Source organism: Neptuniibacter sp. 2_MG-2023, from assembly GCF_030547495.1.
Taxonomy (GTDB): Bacteria; Pseudomonadota; Gammaproteobacteria; order Pseudomonadales; family Balneatricaceae; genus Neptuniibacter.
Genome location: NZ_JAUOQC010000001.1, coordinates 329,648 through 346,007 on the forward strand (window position 1 = coordinate 329,648; position 16,360 = coordinate 346,007).

Annotated in this window: 16 protein-coding genes; 4 read left to right on the forward strand and 12 right to left on the reverse strand. The window is 42.9% G+C overall.

Annotation, left to right across the window (positions count from 1 at the left end; translation table 11 throughout):
* Nucleotides 1-7: 7 nt before the first annotated feature.
* Genes Q4486_RS01500 through Q4486_RS01515 form a run of 4 tightly spaced genes read right to left on the reverse strand, consistent with a single transcriptional unit; the run spans nucleotide 8 to nucleotide 2,670 of the window.
* Complete coding sequence (locus Q4486_RS01500) at nucleotides 8-904, reverse strand: energy transducer TonB (protein ID WP_303517821.1); 897 nt, start codon at nucleotides 902-904, stop codon at nucleotides 8-10.
* Complete coding sequence (locus Q4486_RS01505) at nucleotides 901-1,329, reverse strand: biopolymer transporter ExbD (protein ID WP_303517824.1); 429 nt, start codon at nucleotides 1,327-1,329, stop codon at nucleotides 901-903. Before Q4486_RS01505 ends, Q4486_RS01500 begins: the two co-directional genes overlap by 4 nt.
* Nucleotides 1,326-1,724: a biopolymer transporter ExbD gene (locus Q4486_RS01510; protein ID WP_303517827.1), complete on the reverse strand. Its 399-nt coding sequence runs from the start codon at nucleotides 1,722-1,724 to the stop codon at nucleotides 1,326-1,328. Before Q4486_RS01510 ends, Q4486_RS01505 begins: the two co-directional genes overlap by 4 nt.
* Entirely contained in the window at nucleotides 1,711-2,670 is a 960-nt protein-coding gene (locus Q4486_RS01515) for a MotA/TolQ/ExbB proton channel family protein (protein ID WP_303517829.1), read from the reverse strand. The genes Q4486_RS01510 and Q4486_RS01515 overlap by 14 nt, the downstream gene beginning before the upstream one ends.
* Nucleotides 2,671-2,798: 128 nt before the next feature.
* Here Q4486_RS01515 and Q4486_RS01520 point away from each other — a divergent pair, with 128 nt between their 5' ends.
* Nucleotides 2,799-3,713 carry a LysR family transcriptional regulator gene (locus Q4486_RS01520; protein WP_303517831.1) on the forward strand — a complete coding sequence of 305 codons (915 nt, stop codon included), beginning with the start codon at nucleotides 2,799-2,801 and terminating at the stop codon, nucleotides 3,711-3,713.
* A gap of 13 nt (nucleotides 3,714-3,726) precedes the next feature.
* Here the strand turns inward: Q4486_RS01520 and Q4486_RS01525 are convergent, their stop codons facing one another.
* Both Q4486_RS01525 and Q4486_RS01530 read right to left on the reverse strand, forming a co-directional pair.
* Nucleotides 3,727-4,563 (reverse strand): sulfurtransferase, encoded by an 837-nt coding sequence (locus Q4486_RS01525; RefSeq protein WP_303517834.1) that lies wholly within the window; start codon nucleotides 4,561-4,563, stop codon nucleotides 3,727-3,729.
* A gap of 23 nt (nucleotides 4,564-4,586) precedes the next feature.
* Nucleotides 4,587-5,864, reverse strand: coding sequence for a tryptophan--tRNA ligase (locus Q4486_RS01530; RefSeq protein WP_303517837.1), 1,278 nt, complete (start codon nucleotides 5,862-5,864; stop codon nucleotides 4,587-4,589).
* Between the two features lie 214 nt (nucleotides 5,865-6,078).
* Between Q4486_RS01530 and Q4486_RS01535 the strand changes: the two genes are divergently transcribed.
* Together Q4486_RS01535 and yaaA are read left to right on the forward strand one after the other, a co-directional pair.
* Nucleotides 6,079-6,381 (forward strand): hypothetical protein, encoded by a 303-nt coding sequence (locus Q4486_RS01535; protein ID WP_303415982.1) that lies wholly within the window; start codon nucleotides 6,079-6,081, stop codon nucleotides 6,379-6,381.
* A 148-nt stretch (nucleotides 6,382-6,529) separates the two neighbouring features.
* Nucleotides 6,530-7,306 carry a peroxide stress protein YaaA gene (yaaA, locus tag Q4486_RS01540; protein WP_303517838.1) on the forward strand — a complete coding sequence of 259 codons (777 nt, stop codon included), beginning with the start codon at nucleotides 6,530-6,532 and terminating at the stop codon, nucleotides 7,304-7,306.
* 68 nt (nucleotides 7,307-7,374) lie between these two features.
* Here yaaA and Q4486_RS01545 read toward each other — a convergent pair whose 3' ends face one another.
* From Q4486_RS01545 to Q4486_RS01560, 4 genes are read right to left on the reverse strand one after another with little or no spacing between them, the layout of a single operon-like run.
* Nucleotides 7,375-8,262 (reverse strand): Tim44 domain-containing protein, encoded by an 888-nt coding sequence (locus tag Q4486_RS01545; RefSeq protein ID WP_303517840.1) that lies wholly within the window; start codon nucleotides 8,260-8,262, stop codon nucleotides 7,375-7,377.
* An 8-nt stretch (nucleotides 8,263-8,270) separates the two neighbouring features.
* The gene (locus Q4486_RS01550) at nucleotides 8,271-9,167 is read right to left on the reverse strand and encodes a DMT family transporter (protein WP_303518108.1); all 897 of its coding nucleotides are present in this window, start codon (nucleotides 9,165-9,167) and stop codon (nucleotides 8,271-8,273) included.
* A gap of 18 nt (nucleotides 9,168-9,185) precedes the next feature.
* Entirely contained in the window at nucleotides 9,186-10,880 is a 1,695-nt protein-coding gene (locus Q4486_RS01555) for a TrkA family potassium uptake protein (RefSeq protein ID WP_303415979.1), read from the reverse strand.
* 37 nt (nucleotides 10,881-10,917) lie between these two features.
* Nucleotides 10,918-11,301: a DUF6394 family protein gene (locus tag Q4486_RS01560; RefSeq protein ID WP_303415978.1), complete on the reverse strand. Its 384-nt coding sequence runs from the start codon at nucleotides 11,299-11,301 to the stop codon at nucleotides 10,918-10,920.
* A 190-nt stretch (nucleotides 11,302-11,491) separates the two neighbouring features.
* Here Q4486_RS01560 and Q4486_RS01565 point away from each other — a divergent pair, with 190 nt between their 5' ends.
* Complete coding sequence (locus tag Q4486_RS01565; protein WP_303517843.1) at nucleotides 11,492-14,341, forward strand: insulinase family protein; 2,850 nt, start codon at nucleotides 11,492-11,494, stop codon at nucleotides 14,339-14,341.
* Nucleotides 14,342-14,387: 46 nt separating this feature from the next.
* Here the strand turns inward: Q4486_RS01565 and Q4486_RS01570 are convergent, their stop codons facing one another.
* Both Q4486_RS01570 and sbcB read right to left on the reverse strand, forming a co-directional pair.
* Complete coding sequence (locus tag Q4486_RS01570) at nucleotides 14,388-14,876, reverse strand: hypothetical protein (RefSeq protein ID WP_303517844.1); 489 nt, start codon at nucleotides 14,874-14,876, stop codon at nucleotides 14,388-14,390.
* Nucleotides 14,863-16,329 carry an exodeoxyribonuclease I gene (gene sbcB, locus Q4486_RS01575; RefSeq protein WP_303517845.1) on the reverse strand — a complete coding sequence of 489 codons (1,467 nt, stop codon included), beginning with the start codon at nucleotides 16,327-16,329 and terminating at the stop codon, nucleotides 14,863-14,865. The genes Q4486_RS01570 and sbcB overlap by 14 nt, the downstream gene beginning before the upstream one ends.
* Between the last annotated feature and the right edge of the window lie 31 nt (nucleotides 16,330-16,360).

Below are 16,360 nucleotides of genomic sequence, written 5' to 3' on the forward strand. Positions count from 1 at the left end.
TCTGTCCTTAAAATAACTTACGTGTTGGGTTCAATGAGAATTCAATCGGTAGTGTTAAATCTAGTGGGCCCTCACCTAGATCAGAAGGAATGCTCGGGAATGGACTTGCTCGCAGCAGCATATCTGTTGCTTCCTTATCCAGCCGAGAATCACCTGAACTTGTAACGATTCTCGAACTTTTTACCCGACCATTTTTCTGAATCACAAAACTAACCACTACCGTACCGGTGACTCCATCTTTTCGAGCACTGCGTGGGTAACGTTTAACCCGTGCAATGCGCAGCAAAACTTTGCTTAAATAGCTCTGCTTTGCTGCTGGATTACCACCCGTTTCTACACGCGTTCCAACACCCGTTGCTTTAGTTGCAATCGGTGTTGATTTTGCGCTGCTATCTGCCTCTTTTGCCTTAAGATCGTTAGTGGATTCACTTTGAGGCTGAGGTTTTTTTGTTATATCAGGTCTCTTCTCCGGCTGTTTTACCGGTTCTTGCTTGAGCGTTTTTTTTGTTTTTGGTTTCGGCGTTGGTACAGGTTCAATCGTTTCTTCCTGCTCAGGTTCAACAACTGGCTCTGGCTCAACAACTGGCTCTGGCTCAACGATTTCCTCCCGCTTCGCTTCAACAACCGGCTCTGGTTCAACTACTTCTTCTTGCTCTTGTTCCTTTTCTAGATCAGGCTTATCGCTGTTTTTTTCTTCGACTAAATTGCTCTCAACGATCTCATCACGCACTTCTGCAGTTTCAGTGAAACTGCCTGCAATACCGACACTGACCAACAAACCATCCTGCCCTTCAGCGATTGCACCTTCGCTATCTTCACCTAAAATCCAAGGCGTTATTAACGCTATATGGATAAATACCGCGACTATTAGGCAGAGTAATACCTGTTTTTTAGCTATCATCATTTATGTTCAGTCGCTATCTGCAAACGCTTAATTTTTAGTTGACGAACAGCGCTTAAGACCGGATCTAATGCCGAGAAAGGCAAGTTACGATCTATATGGCAGGTCACTATAGATTCCTCTGAGATCACTATAGGTTCCGCTGAGGACTCTAACGCCTGCAAAGATTCAAGTAATGGCTTATCTATCTTTTGACCATTGAGGTAATGATCGCCATTCAGCAAGATCTGAATCTCTATATCTCTTGCAACAAGCTCACCTTCACTGCTTGAAGCGGGAATCTGCAAATCTGCATTTCTTGCCTCTATATGGCCGGCGATCATGAAGAAGATCAGCAATAAAAAAACGATGTTAATTGCCGGAACCATACTGTCATCGAGCTGGCGCTTGGGGCGACTCTGCTTTTTAGTAGTATCTGTTAAAATCATAATTCAACAGACTCACTTAAATTCAGCTGAGTAATACCGGCCTGATAGCTCATATCGATTAACTCGATAACCTTTTGAATATTGACATTCGCCCCAGCGGATAAACTCACATGACTATCATTTTCAACCAGAGTATTGAGCAATTGGATAAAGCTTTGCTCGCCTACACTATATTGAGCACCACCAACCTCAACGATCCCTTTAGGTTGTAAAACAATCCGGACCACCTCAGCTTCAACCTGTGAAGCACCTGAAGTGGCATGTTTTATTTCGAGCTGTTTCTTTTGACTAAAGGTTGATGACAACATAAAAAACAGCAACAAAATAAAAACCACATCGATCAATGGGGTGATGCTTATAGTTTTCTTCCTCGGGGCGATATTATTCAGCAACACAACCAGCATCCGCTCTCGTATCACTAGGCACAGCCACTAAGGGATTAAAATAAAAGGTAAACACTTGTGTTACCGCATCATCTAACAACCAAGCAGAGCGCTCAGCTTTACGCTCAAGCCAGCTATGGATTGCAGCAACAGGAATAGCAACGGCCAAACCTGCAGCTGTTGTCAGTAGCGCTTGCCAAATACCACCAGACAGAACCGCTGGATCAACTTGACTCCCGGCAGCTTCCATCTGCTGAAAAGCTACAATCATTCCTAATACAGTACCCATCAAACCGAGTAGAGGGCTCAAGTTCGCTATTAATTCCAATGGACGAAGCAACGCAGTCAGTTGATTAACATAACCCTGCGCACGTCGTGTTAGCTCCTCTTTTAACATGTGCGGATCTTTACCCTCACTCAAACCACACATAGCAGAGCGAACAATACTAGGCACTGGGCGAGCACCCTCAAGCGCACTTATGGCAAACGCGGCGTTCCCCGCCTTCCAATGTTCTAAACCTTTATTAACTAGATCAGTTTTTTCAGGTCGCAGTACAGCAAACTGCCATAGTTTGAGCAGTGTAATGGTGACCGAAACTATAGATAAAATGATCAAGATCCAGACAACAGGCCCACCTACATCCAACATCTGTATTAATGAATCCAGTTGGTCTAACCCAGTATCAGGCAACAGAGTATTAGTGGCAGACACCTCACTCCCCGGCAGACCAAGGGTAGATGCATCCTCTGCTATATCTAACAAAGAATCTGCATTAGCTGCATCCTCTTTCAGCACCTCAGTAGCTGAAGCGTCCAAGGAAGGAACCTTACCGCCTGTACTTTGGACTATTTCAGAATGAACCGATGCATCAACCACCTCTGTAGCTGGAATCTCTACAGCTCCCCCATTAGGGCTTATGTCATGATTTTCTATGCTTGAATTTGTGCTTGAGTTCATTCAAATACCATTTTCAGTACAAACATTAACAATTATCATTTACAATCGCATTAAGATTAACGCTTTGTTTCGGCGGGATAGTACGTGAACTTGTTAGCTTTATAAAAGGCGATATTGGAATAATAGTTATGCAAAATGTGAATGTTACTGCATTGAATGTGAGCCTTTTACGTGTACTACAAGCCCTACTGGAAGAAAGGCACGTCACGCGGGCTGCGCAAAGGCTGAATTTAAGCCAATCGAAAGTTAGCAGGGATTTAAAGAAGCTACGGGAAATATTTAATGATCCCTTACTGGCACGCACCCAGTCGGGTTACATTCTGACAGCGGGCGCTGAAAGAATTACAAGCAATCTTAACTGTGTTATTGATAACATCGAATCAATGCTGACGGATAAGCAGTTTGAACCCGCTTCATGTCAACAGACAATCCGCATATACGCAGGCCCTTTAGAGGTCCAGCTCTTTATGCCTGCATTATTTAAAAAGCTACATCAGCAAGCACCGAATCTACGCTTAGAGGTACTGGGAGAATCGGAAAACCCTTTTGACTTATTAGCATCAGGACAGATTCACTTCGTAATGAGTGGCTTAACTCCAGATAAAGGGTTAGATCAGTTTTATATGAAGTTTTTATCAAAAAGTTCGCAGATGGTGTGCTTGATGAGATGTTCAAATCCTCTCGCAAGGGAAACGCTAACATTAGATCGTTATCTAGCCTCTAATCACGGTTACACAGCTTTAACAGGAAGAGGAACCACTTTTATTGATCAGAGCCTGCAACGCTTAGATAAGTCACGCAATGTGGCCGCCGTTTTGCCGAGTTTTGAAGTAGCTGCTAACTTCTGCGAACAAAGTGACCTTATTGTCGCTATGCCTGAAGTGATCGCACAGCAACTCATTAAAGGGAGAACCTTAACCTATCAAAATCTACCTAAAGAGATTCAGTTACCGGAGATAGAACACCGCCTCTATTGGCATGCCCATTGCCATCATGATCCAGCTTGCAGCTGGTTAAGAGGGCTAGTCGAACAAGCCGAATAATCAACTTGAACAGCTAATCTGTTGCCACAGGCCGTTCAGGGTTACGAATCCACTCACTCCATGACCCAGCATAAATACGGCTACCTTTTAAGCCAGCAATCGTCATCGCTAGTTGATTATGGCATGCAGTAATACCAGAACCACACATATGAACAACATGCGAAGGTGCCAGATCTCCTATTATCGATTGCCATTCAGCCCGCAAACGATCTGGAGATTTGAACACACCTTGGTCAAGGTTATCTGTAAGAGGACGATTAACAGCACCTGGAATATGGCCAGCAACGGGGTCAATAGGTTCAACCTCACCACGGAAGCGCTCTTCGCCCCGCGCATCCACTAAACTGATCGAGTTTTGAGACAGCTCGGTTTGCAACTGATCAACCGTTAAACTGTATTCAGGTTGAAACTGTCCAGAAAGGTCGCCTTCTGTACCCGGCTCCCTAAATTGACTTTCTTCGCCACCCGCATTTAACCATGCAGCATAGCCACCATCTAAAACAGCGACTTTTTTATGGCCTAAACAACCGAGCAACCACCAAGCACGGGCAGCCATAGCACCGCCACAATCGTCATAAACAATAACTTGAGAGTTATTAGATACTCCTGCTTTGGCTAGCCGCGAAACTAACTGCTCCATATCCGGAAGCGGGTGTCGGCCACTTTCTGGGGTAATTTTAGATGAAAGGTCGTTATCCAAATGAAGATAAGTAGCACCAGGAATATGTCCAGCTATGTAGGCCGCTTCGCCTGCACTCGTGTCCGCTAAATTAAACCGGCAATCAAAAAAAACCCAGTCCTTAGACAAGTGCTCTTTTAAATCTGGCCCGCTAATAATAGTGGTGTACATATTCCCTCTCTTTGTTTCTGCAGTTAAAGATACGCTGCAAGCTCTTCTTGTAAAACGTCCAGCTCATTCTGTGCCTTCTGTTTTGCTTTTTTCTTTAAGCTCTCTACTTCAGCCATTTTGTCAGCGACAATCTCTTGTGCAACTGATGCTTTATCATCCGCAGACTCAACACGCGCCAATAGCGGCTTTAATTGCATAAGAATGCCACGACGACGCCCCTCTTCTGCACGAGCAATCGCTTCAGCTGATTTCTCTTTTTTCTGCTTCTCTTCGGACTGCTCTTCTGCCACATAAGTTAATGGGCGAATACCCGCAGCAATGCGAACCTGTTCAAGCATTGGTGCAGCAACAGCACGAGCTTTATCAGCGCCTTTAAGCAGAACCTTTTCGACACTGCCAAGATCATTCATTAATTCGTTATATAGAATACGTGGCGCGGACAACTTACTGTCTAAAAATTCAAATAACTCTTTCTTCGCATCACCCCACCCAATACCGTTCTCAAACTGCTGACGCAACGCCAAGCTCTCTTGTTCATTAGCAAAACAATTATAAAGCTGGAAGAGGGTGCTGCTATCTGCGTCCTTAGGTTCACCAGGCTCACGGGTATCTGTTTTGATCTGCTTGATCAACTTGTATAACTCATCCGCTGTGCCAAAGAGAGGGATCGTATTATTATAACTTTTTGACATTTTGCGACCATCTAGGCCCGGAATAAGCTGAGTTTGCTCATCCACAACAGCTTCTGGCTGAGTAAATAACTTTTTATAAGTATGGTTAAAGCGGCCCGCTACATCACGTGCCATCTCTATATGCTGGATCTGATCTTTACCTACAGGAATAAGGTCGGCATTGAACATCAAGATATCCGCTGCCATCAATATTGGATAGCTAAATAACCCCATAGTCACGCCGTCATCAAGGTCCGGATTACCGGCATCACGATTCGCATCGACAGACGCTTTGTAAGCATGAGCACGGTTCATCAGCCCTTTAGAACACATGCAGGTTAAGATCCATGTTAACTCTGTAATTTCAGGCACATCGGTTTGACGATAAAACGTTGCCTTATCTGTATCTAAACCTAAAGCCAACCAGGTGGCGGCAATTTCACGTGTAGATTGAGCAACACGCTCAGGATCATGACACTTAATTAACGCATGGTAATCCGCAAGAAAATAAAAATTGTTGTAGGTGTCACCACGGCTCAAATCAATAGCTGGTTTTATTGCACCTAAATAATTACCAATATGCGGTGTGCCTGTTGTAGTGATACCCGTTAGAACCGTTTTCTTTTCCATTTAATTATCGTCTCTTACACCTGAATCTGCCTGAAATAGGCTTATTTTTGGCAGCATGGCCGTTAAACCATTTGAATGCTGAGTATAATACCGAAAATTTTTATTGATTTCGCCCAATCCCTAGCCATTGGACTATCAATATAATGTCGTGATGACCTCACTTGAGGTAAAGTGCTAAAAAGCATCAGACAATAATAATATTTTCGAGATAATTATGACCGAATCAATCGCTTCTTGGATCACCCTTGCCGCAGTACTTTCCAGCATTGGATGGTATATATACCGTCAAACTGAGTACAATATAAACAATATAGTTACCTCAGTAATGTCAGGCATTTTATGTCTATTTGGTGGGCTACTCTTCTCTGGAGCTATAATGAAGGTAGTTGGCAAATTTGATAATGCACTCATACCTGCTCTGTTGGTCTGTATCGGTACGGCATTATGCGTATTAGCCCATACTATTTATCAAAATAAAAAATCTGCTTCCAATCGCGATACAGCAGAACCTCTCTAAGCTAATCGATGAGTTGGATGCAGTGTTGCGTTAAGCAATGAACCTAATTGGCAGCGTTGTAAAAGACCTTGTAAAAAATGGCCTTTTTTGTACTCGCGTAGAAGGTTATGATCTCAATAATATTTTTATTTAATACAGACTGATTCCTATGCTGATTGTCGTATCCCCCGCAAAAACTCTTGATTACGAAACTGCACCTATCACCCGTAGTCATACACTGCCCCGTTTTGTTGAGCACTCACAGGAGCTGATCGACGACTTAAAGAAACTTTCTGTCCAAGATATTGCTGAGTTAATGAAACTGAGTGACAAGCTGGCTAGCTTAAACGTAGCTCGTTATGAATCATGGCAACCCGAGTTTACTTTTGACAACGCCAAACAAGCTATCTTAGCTTTTAAAGGCGATGTGTATACTGGACTCGATGCCGAATCCCTTAGCGAAGAAGATCTGCAGTTTGCCCAAGATCACCTCCGCATCTTGTCTGGCCTCTACGGTGTTTTAAAACCCTTAGATCTTATGCAACCCTATCGGCTTGAAATGGGTACAAAACTGGCCAATAGCCGCGGGAAAAATCTCTATGAGTTTTGGGGCACAACCATCTGCGATGATTTAAACCAAGCTTTAGCCAGCAGCGACACCCCTGTACTAGTAAATTTAGCCTCCAACGAGTATTACAAAGCAGCTAAAGAGAAAAGCATTGAAGGCCGAATCATTACACCAGCCTTTAAAGATTGGAAGAATGGTCAATATAAGATGATTAGCTTTTATGCAAAAAAAGCACGCGGCTTAATGACCCGCTATATCATCCAAAACCAGATTGAAGATCCTGAGTTGCTTAAAAACTTTGATATAGAAGGTTATCGCTTTGCAGAAAGCATGTCAGAGGGAGATAACTGGACCTTTATTCGAGATCACGAAGAATAAAGTGCAAACTATATACAAAAAAGCCAAAGCATATGCTTTGGCTTTTTCATATTAAAAATATCTATTGATTAGTTCTGCTGGATACCTACGATAAACCAATCCGCATCCGGTTGGCGCATATCACGAGATAGATGCCAAGTTTCATTGAACTCAGTCGCCTCGTCTGTGTTTTCTTTCAACCAACCATAAAAATTGATGCTCACAATAGCTTCATCTTTTTCTTCAATAAAGTTCGCCACTTCCGCCATTACTGAAACAACTTCCGTTGTTTGTTGCTCTGGAGATTTAGCGCGCTCAGCCTTTAATAATGCAAACATTTCAGGCGAGGTATACGTTTTAATCTCATCCCAATTATTAGCATCCCATGCTTTTTGTAGATTCACAAAATGCTCTTGAGCACCGGCAAGAAAAGCAGTTTGATTAAACCAACTTGGTACTTTTATCTCGTTTGATTCACCCCAACCGGAGCTAAAAGAAGGCATAGGTTTGAACTCAGCTTCAGGCTCAGCTCGAGCTTCTCGCTCCATAGGCTGTGTATGAGGGTTTATCTCATATTGTTGAGCACCGTTTGTATACGCTGACTGCTGCGGTCTCGATTGTTTCCGCATAGACATAATCTTATAAATAATAAAAATCACACCCGCGATCAACAACAGATCCATAAATTGAATGCCATCAAAAGCACCACCAAACAATAAAGCCCCAAAAATCCCACCCGCTAACAGACCGGCCATCATGCCACCAAAGCCACTACGTTTAGGCGCTGTTCCTGCTGCTTTATTTTGTGTATTGGTTGCAGAAGGTTGTTTTTGAGTAGGTGCTGGCTGTGTTTTTTTGGATGAAAAAAAGCTTTTACCAAAAGATGAGCCTCCACCTAAACGTTTTGCATCTGCCGTTTCTGCGAGTGGAAGTGTAATAAAAAATACCGCCATCAGTGTGATAAAAAATGTCCGCATCGTTACTCCTAAGCTTGTTGTTTTTTTGATGATGAATTACTGGAAATTACAGCGAAATAGATCCCGCTAAATATTAATGTCATACCCCATAAATGAAAAGTTTGAACCTGCTCGCCTAAAAACATAACAGAAAGCAACATTCCCCATAATGGGACCAAATGAATAAATAAACCCGCCCGTTGCGCGCTGAGTTTTTCTACCCCATAGTTCCAAAACAGATAGGACAGTATAGAGGGAAACACCGCCAAATACGCTATTAATAAATAGAGATCTTGATTCCATTCGATCGGTGGCTGATTTTGTGTTTCCAACCACGAAAAAGGTGCTAAACAGATTATCCCAACAACCAGAGTCACGGAGAAAAAGGCAAAGCCACTCATCTCTTTTGGCTTCCAGCGCAGGGCGACACTATACCCCCCCCAAATGAACATCGCGGTTATGATCCAAAGATCACCTACATTGAAGTTTAAGGTTTTTAAAATCGATAACTGCCCCTGACAGACAAGTAGCAAGACCCCCATCAATGAGAGACCAACCCCTAACCACTGCTTCATTGATGCCGCTTCACGTAGAAATATAGTACTTAATAATAGAATCATAATCGGCATAGTTGATTGCATTAAAGTGCCATTTAAGGCAGTTGTCGATTGCAGACCTATGTAAGCTAAGGTATTGAAACTACCAACACTTAAAGCACCTAGAAACACAAGTATAGGCCAATGCTTAAGAATAATACCGCGATGACGATAGATTGCAGGCACAGCAAAAGGCAATAGAATCAGCAGCGCACAGCACCACCTAATAAACGCTAAAGTGACAGGGGAAATATCAACCGAAAAGGCACGGGCCAACACGAAGTTACCCGCCCAAAAAAGCGTAGTTAAAACAAGAAGAAAATAAGCCAGAAGAAACGCCTCACACCGTTAAAAATATTTTAGTAGGAACCGAGATAGCAAATTATTATTCGCATCGTTCCCCGTTAAAATGTAGTGCAATACATTATAATTATTCACCGTCCATTGCATACGCTTGTTTGCCTTATTTAGCCCACAGACTAAGATTTCGTCCCCCGGCTGAATAATATCCAATTCACCTGGTAACATATCGACCAACTCGCCACGACGAAGCATTAAAGGAAACGCGTGTAGGTTCCGTTTCCTATCGTGAGGATCTTTAAAAAACAGGGATAACTTTAATTCAATCCCTTGCTGTGAAGCCTCTATTAAAGCAGGTGTTTCCTCTTCGCCTACAACAAAAGCCCAGCAATCCAGTTCATTCTGGCCAACAACACTACTCATACGGTTGATTAATGTATGCGCCCATACATCATCGTAACGGTTTTGCATCTCTTCAATAAATATAGGAACTAAAGGCGATTTGAGATGAGCCAAAACACGGTTAGCAATAATACGTCCCTGCTCCATCACAAAATCAGCACGGCTATTTTTAAAGACTAAGCTATTTTCATGGATATTCTGCCTAACAACCGTCAAAATCTTTGGATTCAGTTCTCGTGCGGTCATGATAATCGATAGGTTATCTGCATCATTAGGGGTACCCGCCACAATACCAACCGCATCCATTACTCCCGCTTCCAGCAAAGTACTCGCTTCCGTGCCAACACCGGTTACCTGATGTGGAATATCCTCGATACTCACCGCATCTACATCCACTACCGTCAGATCGACCTCTCCCTCATCAAACGCTCGATAGAGTGCGCGCCCAAACCGTCCATGGCCACAGATAATCCAACGCCCTTTCGTACGTTGATACACACTTGATAGTGGTCGATGGAAAGGGTTATGTATCCAGTCATACACCAGATGCATATACGGTTCATGCGCGGCTAAAGAGAGATATTGCGCATAAGTGCGGAACGGATCGACCACTAAATCGGTCCCAAACGAGTGTAAATTGGAGGTTGTTATATCCGATTCGGTGCGGCTAATAACCATACGGTCAGGGCTCAAAAGCTTGCTGGCAATCGCTATAGATAGATTAACGTGATCATCATTCGTCAGCGCCATCACCCCTATACATTTCTCATGCTGCAATCCTGCCGCATCTAAGAGGTCAGGCAGAGAAGCATCGGCACAAAGAGCCGGTACTGAAATGGAAAGGTCGTCCATTTCTAACTCATCAATCCGATCAGGTTCAATATCCAATACCACAACCCGAACATCTCGCTTAACCAATTGACGAACAACAACCCGCCCTGTCACACCATAACCACAGACCAAATAGAAAGGCTCATTCATCTTTTTTACAGTGGAGGTAAATGAGCGGCGGCGAAGCATACGACCAAATATAGGTTCTTGTAACAGGGCTAATGCTGTACCTATGCCGTATAACCAAGAGATAACCGTTGCGTAGATACAGAATAACGTCCACATGCGCTGGGCAGCGGTAAACGCATAAGGGATCTCACCAAAACCAATCGTGGAGCCCATAAAGGAGACAAAATACACCGCATGGAAAAAATCCATATGGTAAACATTGCCTTGATCATCTTGGCCTGGAACTAATACAAAGCCTAAGATCGATATGGAGTACACCACGATCATCGTAATCAGCGGCGTTTTTAAGCGCCGCAAAAAAAGGTAGATCACATTATTCATCGTGAATACTCAACATCACCATTAAACGTAAACACCATTAACGACGCAATAAAGCCGTTTCGACCACCAGCAAGACCACTGAAATAATATTGGCGAGTAATGCACCGCCACTCAGCGAAATAATGCTCGACATCGTAGACGGATCCATTCCTGTACCACTAATATGCTCTGCATACCCCCAAACACCCGCAGCAACAATAAGCTGTAGATCAACAACCAAAGAGGTTGCCAGCATTAGAGCACCAAGATGAGTTCGATCACCAAACTTAATGACCGTACAGATTAAACTTACAACAAGCGCCGCAAAAAACTCAAAAACATTATGATGTTCGGGATCAGTCAGATCTCCTATGAAAAAGCCAAAATTAAGTGTTAACGCTAATACGATGAAAAATGCGAAAATAACCTTCTCTTTGTTCATAGCATCCTTCCTGCAAACTGAACGATAATAGTTGTGATGATTGTAACACTGGCAGTAGTTAATACCATCGAGATCACTTCAACTGCATAAAAACCTACTTTCCACTGGGAACCCTAGCCGTTATTCTTGGTCACTTAATTTTATCTGTAACTGTTTTTTCTTTAGTGTAAGCAAAATAAGGCGTTGTTATATGTTGTTAGCTTCAATTAAACGAGTACAAGCCCCTTTTTTATTCGCCCTTATAAATTGTCTTCTATTGTCGACAAATCTCTATGCAGAGGTTGATAAGAGCCCAATTGATCCTAAACAATATTCCGCTCTAACCTTAAACAACCAGCTCAGAGTCTTACTTATCTCCGATCCTGAAACTGATAAAGCGGCCGCATCTATGAACGTGGCTGTTGGCTCAAGCGCAAACCCAAAAGATCGTGCAGGTCTTGCTCACTTTTTAGAGCATATGCTGTTCTTAGGCACTGAAAAATATCCTGAAGCAGATGAATACCAAAACTATATCCGTTCCCATGGCGGCGGTCATAACGCTTATACATCACAAGAGAATACAAATTACTTCTTTGACGTGACCTCTGATAGCTTAGAACCGGCTCTTGATCGCTTCGCACAATTTTTTATCGCTCCGCTTTTTAATGAGAAGTACGTCGATCGTGAGCGTCATGCGGTCCATTCCGAATACAAAGCTAAAATAAAAGATGATTATCGCCGTATTTATGCCGCAACCAAGCAGGTAATGAATCAAGAAAATAGCTATAACCATTTTGCGGTCGGTAATTTAGAGACATTACATAACGATAAAACCCGCCCGATCCGCAACGAACTTATCGACTTCTACAATCAGTATTACTCAGCAAATGTAATGACCTTAGTTGTGCTAGGGAAGGAACCTCTTGACCAGTTAGAAGCACTCGTTCGCAGTAAATTCTCGCCGGTAAAAAATAGGCAAGTGACTGAGTTCAAAACTAACGCGCCGCTGTTTGATCAGTCTAAGCTGCCACTACAAATTAACATTCAAACGGTTAAAGATATCCATTCCCTAACGCTGACATTTCCAACCCCAGAGACACGTAGCCATTGGAAAGCCAAACCTATCTATTACATTAGCAGTTTAATGGGTTATGAGGGCCAAGGAAGCCTCCTCTCCTTCCTTAAGGAGAAGGGTTGGGCTACGGGACTCTCCGCATCTCAAGGGCACGATCTACCTACCGAATCCAGCATGATGATCAATATTCAGCTAACGGATAAAGGGGAAGAGCAATACCTAGCGGTAACGCAAACGGTCTTCCAATACATCGAACTTCTTAAACAGCAAGGGGTTCAAGCGACCCTTTATCAAGAAGAAAAACAACTCAGTGAAATAGCTTTTCGTTTCCAAGAACAAGCTGAGCCGATTCATCTAGTCAGCAGTCTAGCGAGCCAGATGCAGCGCTTTCCAACCAAATTGGCGATCTCAGCTAATTACCTATTTGCTGACTTTGATCCAGAACTGATCCAGACATTTTTAAATCGGTTGACCCCTGAAAACATGTTATTAAGTTTAAAATCTAATAAAGAACAAACCGGTAAAATAGAACATTATTACCATGTTCCTTATACTGAAATTCCTTTTACAACAGACATGTTGGCACAACTACAGGTTGATAAAATTGACCCTGCGATGACGGTCAGAGCGCCTAATCCATTTATTGCAGAAGATTTAGAATTATTAACCACTCAAGCAACGGCAACTATTCCACAAGAGATCGACAGTAGCGAAGGTTTTAGCCTGTGGCACAAAACAGAAACCAGCTTTAACATCCCACAAGCCGATCTCTATTTCACATTACAAACACCGATCGCTAATGCCAGCCCCGAAAACTGGACCATGAATAAACTTTATACCGAGCTATTACAAGAGCAGCTTAATGAAACACTTTATGATGCTCATCTTGCTGGATTAAGTACGACAATATACCCGCATATGAAAGGTTTCACTGTTCGATTATCAGGCTACAACGACAAATTAGATCTGTTATTAAGCAGTGTTATCAACGCGATTCAAAAACCTGACTTTCAAGCCGAACGCTTTGAAATATTCAAGAAAAAATACGCTGACAGTTTAGCTAATGCACGTAAAGATAAGCCATATAACCAAACCACCGGACGTCTATATGAGCTCCTACTACCGCAATGGGATAACCACAGCCAAACAACGGCACTGAAAAACGTAAATTTAGATACACTGAAAGCATTTGCGACCAAACTAACCGCCGCACCGCGACTAAAGGTTTTAACACACGGAAACTTGGATAAAGCCACTGCAATATCAATGGGTGCATTGATTAAAGAAAAACTGCTAAAAGAAAAACCTCAGGCCGTTCCCTCGGTTGAAGTAACACAAATACCTAAAGGCCCAGCGATAAAAGAAAGTCTCACTATTAATCACAACGACTCAGCGATCTCCATGCTGCTACAAGGGGAATCAAACAGCGTTAAAACAAGAGCAGAAATCTCTTTATTAACTGAGATACTGGCCTCCCCTTTCTACAATCAGATCCGAACAGAAAAACAGTTAGGCTATATTGTTTTTGCCACCTCATTACAGATGAACAAAACACCCGCTATAGCGTTTATTGTTCAATCTCCAATCGCAAATGCGCATACCTTAGAAAAGAATATCGATCAATTTCTGGATGAATGGGATCAGAAGTTACTAGAGGTTAGCGATCAGGATCTCTCCCAATTTAAGCGTAGTGTAATCTCTCGCATCACCCGTAAAGATAATACACTGTCGGCACAAACCAATCGCTATTGGAGAGAATTGGATTGGCAGGAAACCAACTTTGATACACGTGAGCGCTTAGCTGAATCGGTCGAGAAAATAACGTTAAATGAGCTTGTTGAGTGTTTTAACGCACTTCAAAATCGACGTTTAATTGTGAGTAATACAGGTAAGAAATTCACCTTAGACGCTCCAGAGAAACCGAACACAGCCAGTGAACTATTCAATCAACTAAAAGCTCAACATGTAAACGTACCTGAGGCTTAAAGTCTCAGAATAAGAGGATACTAAGCTACTACAACTAAGTGTCCTCTTATTTTTCCTCAGGCGTAATAACTTTCCTGTTTTTCTGCTGCATTTCAATCGGCCTATAGTAAACCGAATCAGTATCTTCTGGCTTCAAAAAGGCCTCACACTTTTGCCCTAATAACACACACCGCGCCCGCTGCTCATCTTTAGCTATACGCATAAAGACCTTTTCTTCGCCCGTTAAAATCGGTGCTTTAACTTGACCCTTCGCGCTATCATTTACATTATTTTCAGCAAAATGCACCACGACAGCAGGCGGAAGATCACTCGGCAACTCTTTAGGGCGAATCTCAACCATCTGCTCTCGATCAAACGCCCCTCGCTGCCAATTACGGTAAGCAGTTTCACCATCAACCGTACCGTAAAAATCCCCCTTGGGTGACGTCACTTTATATTCTAGGGTCGAGAAAAACTCTTCCTTGGCATGTCCCCATGGAGAAAAAACGCTCGTGCTCGTCAAAAAAATAGGTATAAGCCACTTAGTAGGCTTCATCAAATTCCTCTTCCATCGGATAAATAGCCTCAGCATAAACCGATAACTCTTCAAGTATATGCTGCTTAATTTCGTCCTGATTATGCTCTGTATAGAGTTCATTTAAACGGTTATAGAACTGTTCCATCGTCAAATGACCATTTTCGCCTTTGATCAGTTTCCTTCTTCTATAGCTTTCCCACTGCATCTGCTCTTCATGAGTCAACACCGACGGGCAGTTCCGTGCTTTATAACGCTGCAACATCTCCTCCAAGCGACCATCCTGAAAAGGCAGATCGATCTCTGCTAGCTCACTCGGACTTGCCATCCGCACTTGATCCATTAATTTACGATCCGTTGGTGAGAAAAAACCACCGCTATACAACATCATATCGGGATCACTTTCAGCCTCAAATGGACTCTCACTATAGATATCGGCAATCTTGCTGGAAAGACCAGTAAAATTTCTCAACATTTGCAGATGAGTACGGCACGTATCACCGTCGATCTCTAATTTTGCGGCTTCATCCTTATTTAACATCCCCGCGGGGGCAATAATTGGACACTTATTAACATGCACCTGCTTGAGCGCTATTTTAGGGTCATTCTCATTTAAGTCAGTATGTTTGGTATATAAAAGCCGACGAATCTCCTCTACAGGTAAATTCATTAGAGGCTCGGGGTTATAGCGTAGATCCCAAACTAGCACCCCATTTTTATTAACAGGATGGGTTGCTAGCGGCGCGACGATAGCTGCATTGCCATGTTGGACTGGGTAACGTGAGGAGATATGTAATACTGGCTTATGGCTAATAGGATCCAGTTGAGCTTGAATTGCCTGTTTTGAACGATTCTTTTGTAGATAATCGAAGAGTTTAGGCTGTTTCTCACGTACCAGCTTTGCCATAGCTATTGTGGCGTACACATCCGATAGAGCATCATGGGCGTGCCCATGATCTATATTATTCGCTTTAGTCAGATCCTCTAAACGAAGACTCTGCGAGCCATCTTCATAAACGGGCCAATTAATCCCCTCCGGTCTCAGGGAGCGAGTTAATCGCAGCATATCGATAATGTCCCAACGGGAACATCCATTTTGCCACTCTCTAGCATAAGGATCATAAAAGTTACGATACAACCCATAGCGGGTCACTTCATCATCAAAGCGAATGCTGTTATAGCCCACACCACACGTACCTGGCCGCCCTAATTGTTCCATAATCTGAGCAAAAAAATCAGCTTCACACACCCCCTCGTCCATCGCTTTCTGAGGGGTAATTCCTGTAACTAAACACGCTTCGGGATGAGGTAGCTGATCGTCACTTGGCTTACAGTAAAACATCACAGGTTCTTCAATGATATTGAGATTCTCATCTGTGCGGATACCTGCAAACTGAACAGGCCAATCACGTTTAGGATCTACACCAAAAGTTTCATAATCGTGCCAAAAAAATGTCAAAGGCGCCTTAGCCATATAAATATCCTTGAAAAACCAACAGATCTGA

Bases quoted from the DNA above. Each gene is read 5' to 3' on its own strand.
- Q4486_RS01500 (WP_303517821.1), bottom strand. From the start codon at position 904: ATGATGATAGCTAAAAAACAGGTATTACTCTGCCTAATAGTCGCGGTA.
- Q4486_RS01505 (WP_303517824.1), bottom strand. From the start codon at position 1,329: ATGATTTTAACAGATACTACTAAAAAGCAGAGTCGCCCCAAGCGCCAG.
- Q4486_RS01515 (WP_303517829.1), bottom strand. From the start codon at position 2,670: ATGAACTCAAGCACAAATTCAAGCATAGAAAATCATGACATAAGCCCT.
- Q4486_RS01520 (WP_303517831.1), top strand. From the start codon at position 2,799: ATGCAAAATGTGAATGTTACTGCATTGAATGTGAGCCTTTTACGTGTA.
- Q4486_RS01525 (WP_303517834.1), bottom strand. From the start codon at position 4,563: ATGTACACCACTATTATTAGCGGGCCAGATTTAAAAGAGCACTTGTCT.
- Q4486_RS01530 (WP_303517837.1), bottom strand. From the start codon at position 5,864: ATGGAAAAGAAAACGGTTCTAACGGGTATCACTACAACAGGCACACCG.
- Q4486_RS01535 (WP_303415982.1), top strand. From the start codon at position 6,079: ATGACCGAATCAATCGCTTCTTGGATCACCCTTGCCGCAGTACTTTCC.
- yaaA (WP_303517838.1), top strand. From the start codon at position 6,530: ATGCTGATTGTCGTATCCCCCGCAAAAACTCTTGATTACGAAACTGCA.
- Q4486_RS01545 (WP_303517840.1), bottom strand. From the start codon at position 8,262: ATGCGGACATTTTTTATCACACTGATGGCGGTATTTTTTATTACACTT.
- Q4486_RS01555 (WP_303415979.1), bottom strand. From the start codon at position 10,880: ATGAATAATGTGATCTACCTTTTTTTGCGGCGCTTAAAAACGCCGCTG.
- Q4486_RS01560 (WP_303415978.1), bottom strand. From the start codon at position 11,301: ATGAACAAAGAGAAGGTTATTTTCGCATTTTTCATCGTATTAGCGTTA.
- Q4486_RS01565 (WP_303517843.1), top strand. From the start codon at position 11,492: ATGTTGTTAGCTTCAATTAAACGAGTACAAGCCCCTTTTTTATTCGCC.
- Q4486_RS01570 (WP_303517844.1), bottom strand. From the start codon at position 14,876: ATGAAGCCTACTAAGTGGCTTATACCTATTTTTTTGACGAGCACGAGC.
- sbcB (WP_303517845.1), bottom strand. From the start codon at position 16,329: ATGGCTAAGGCGCCTTTGACATTTTTTTGGCACGATTATGAAACTTTT.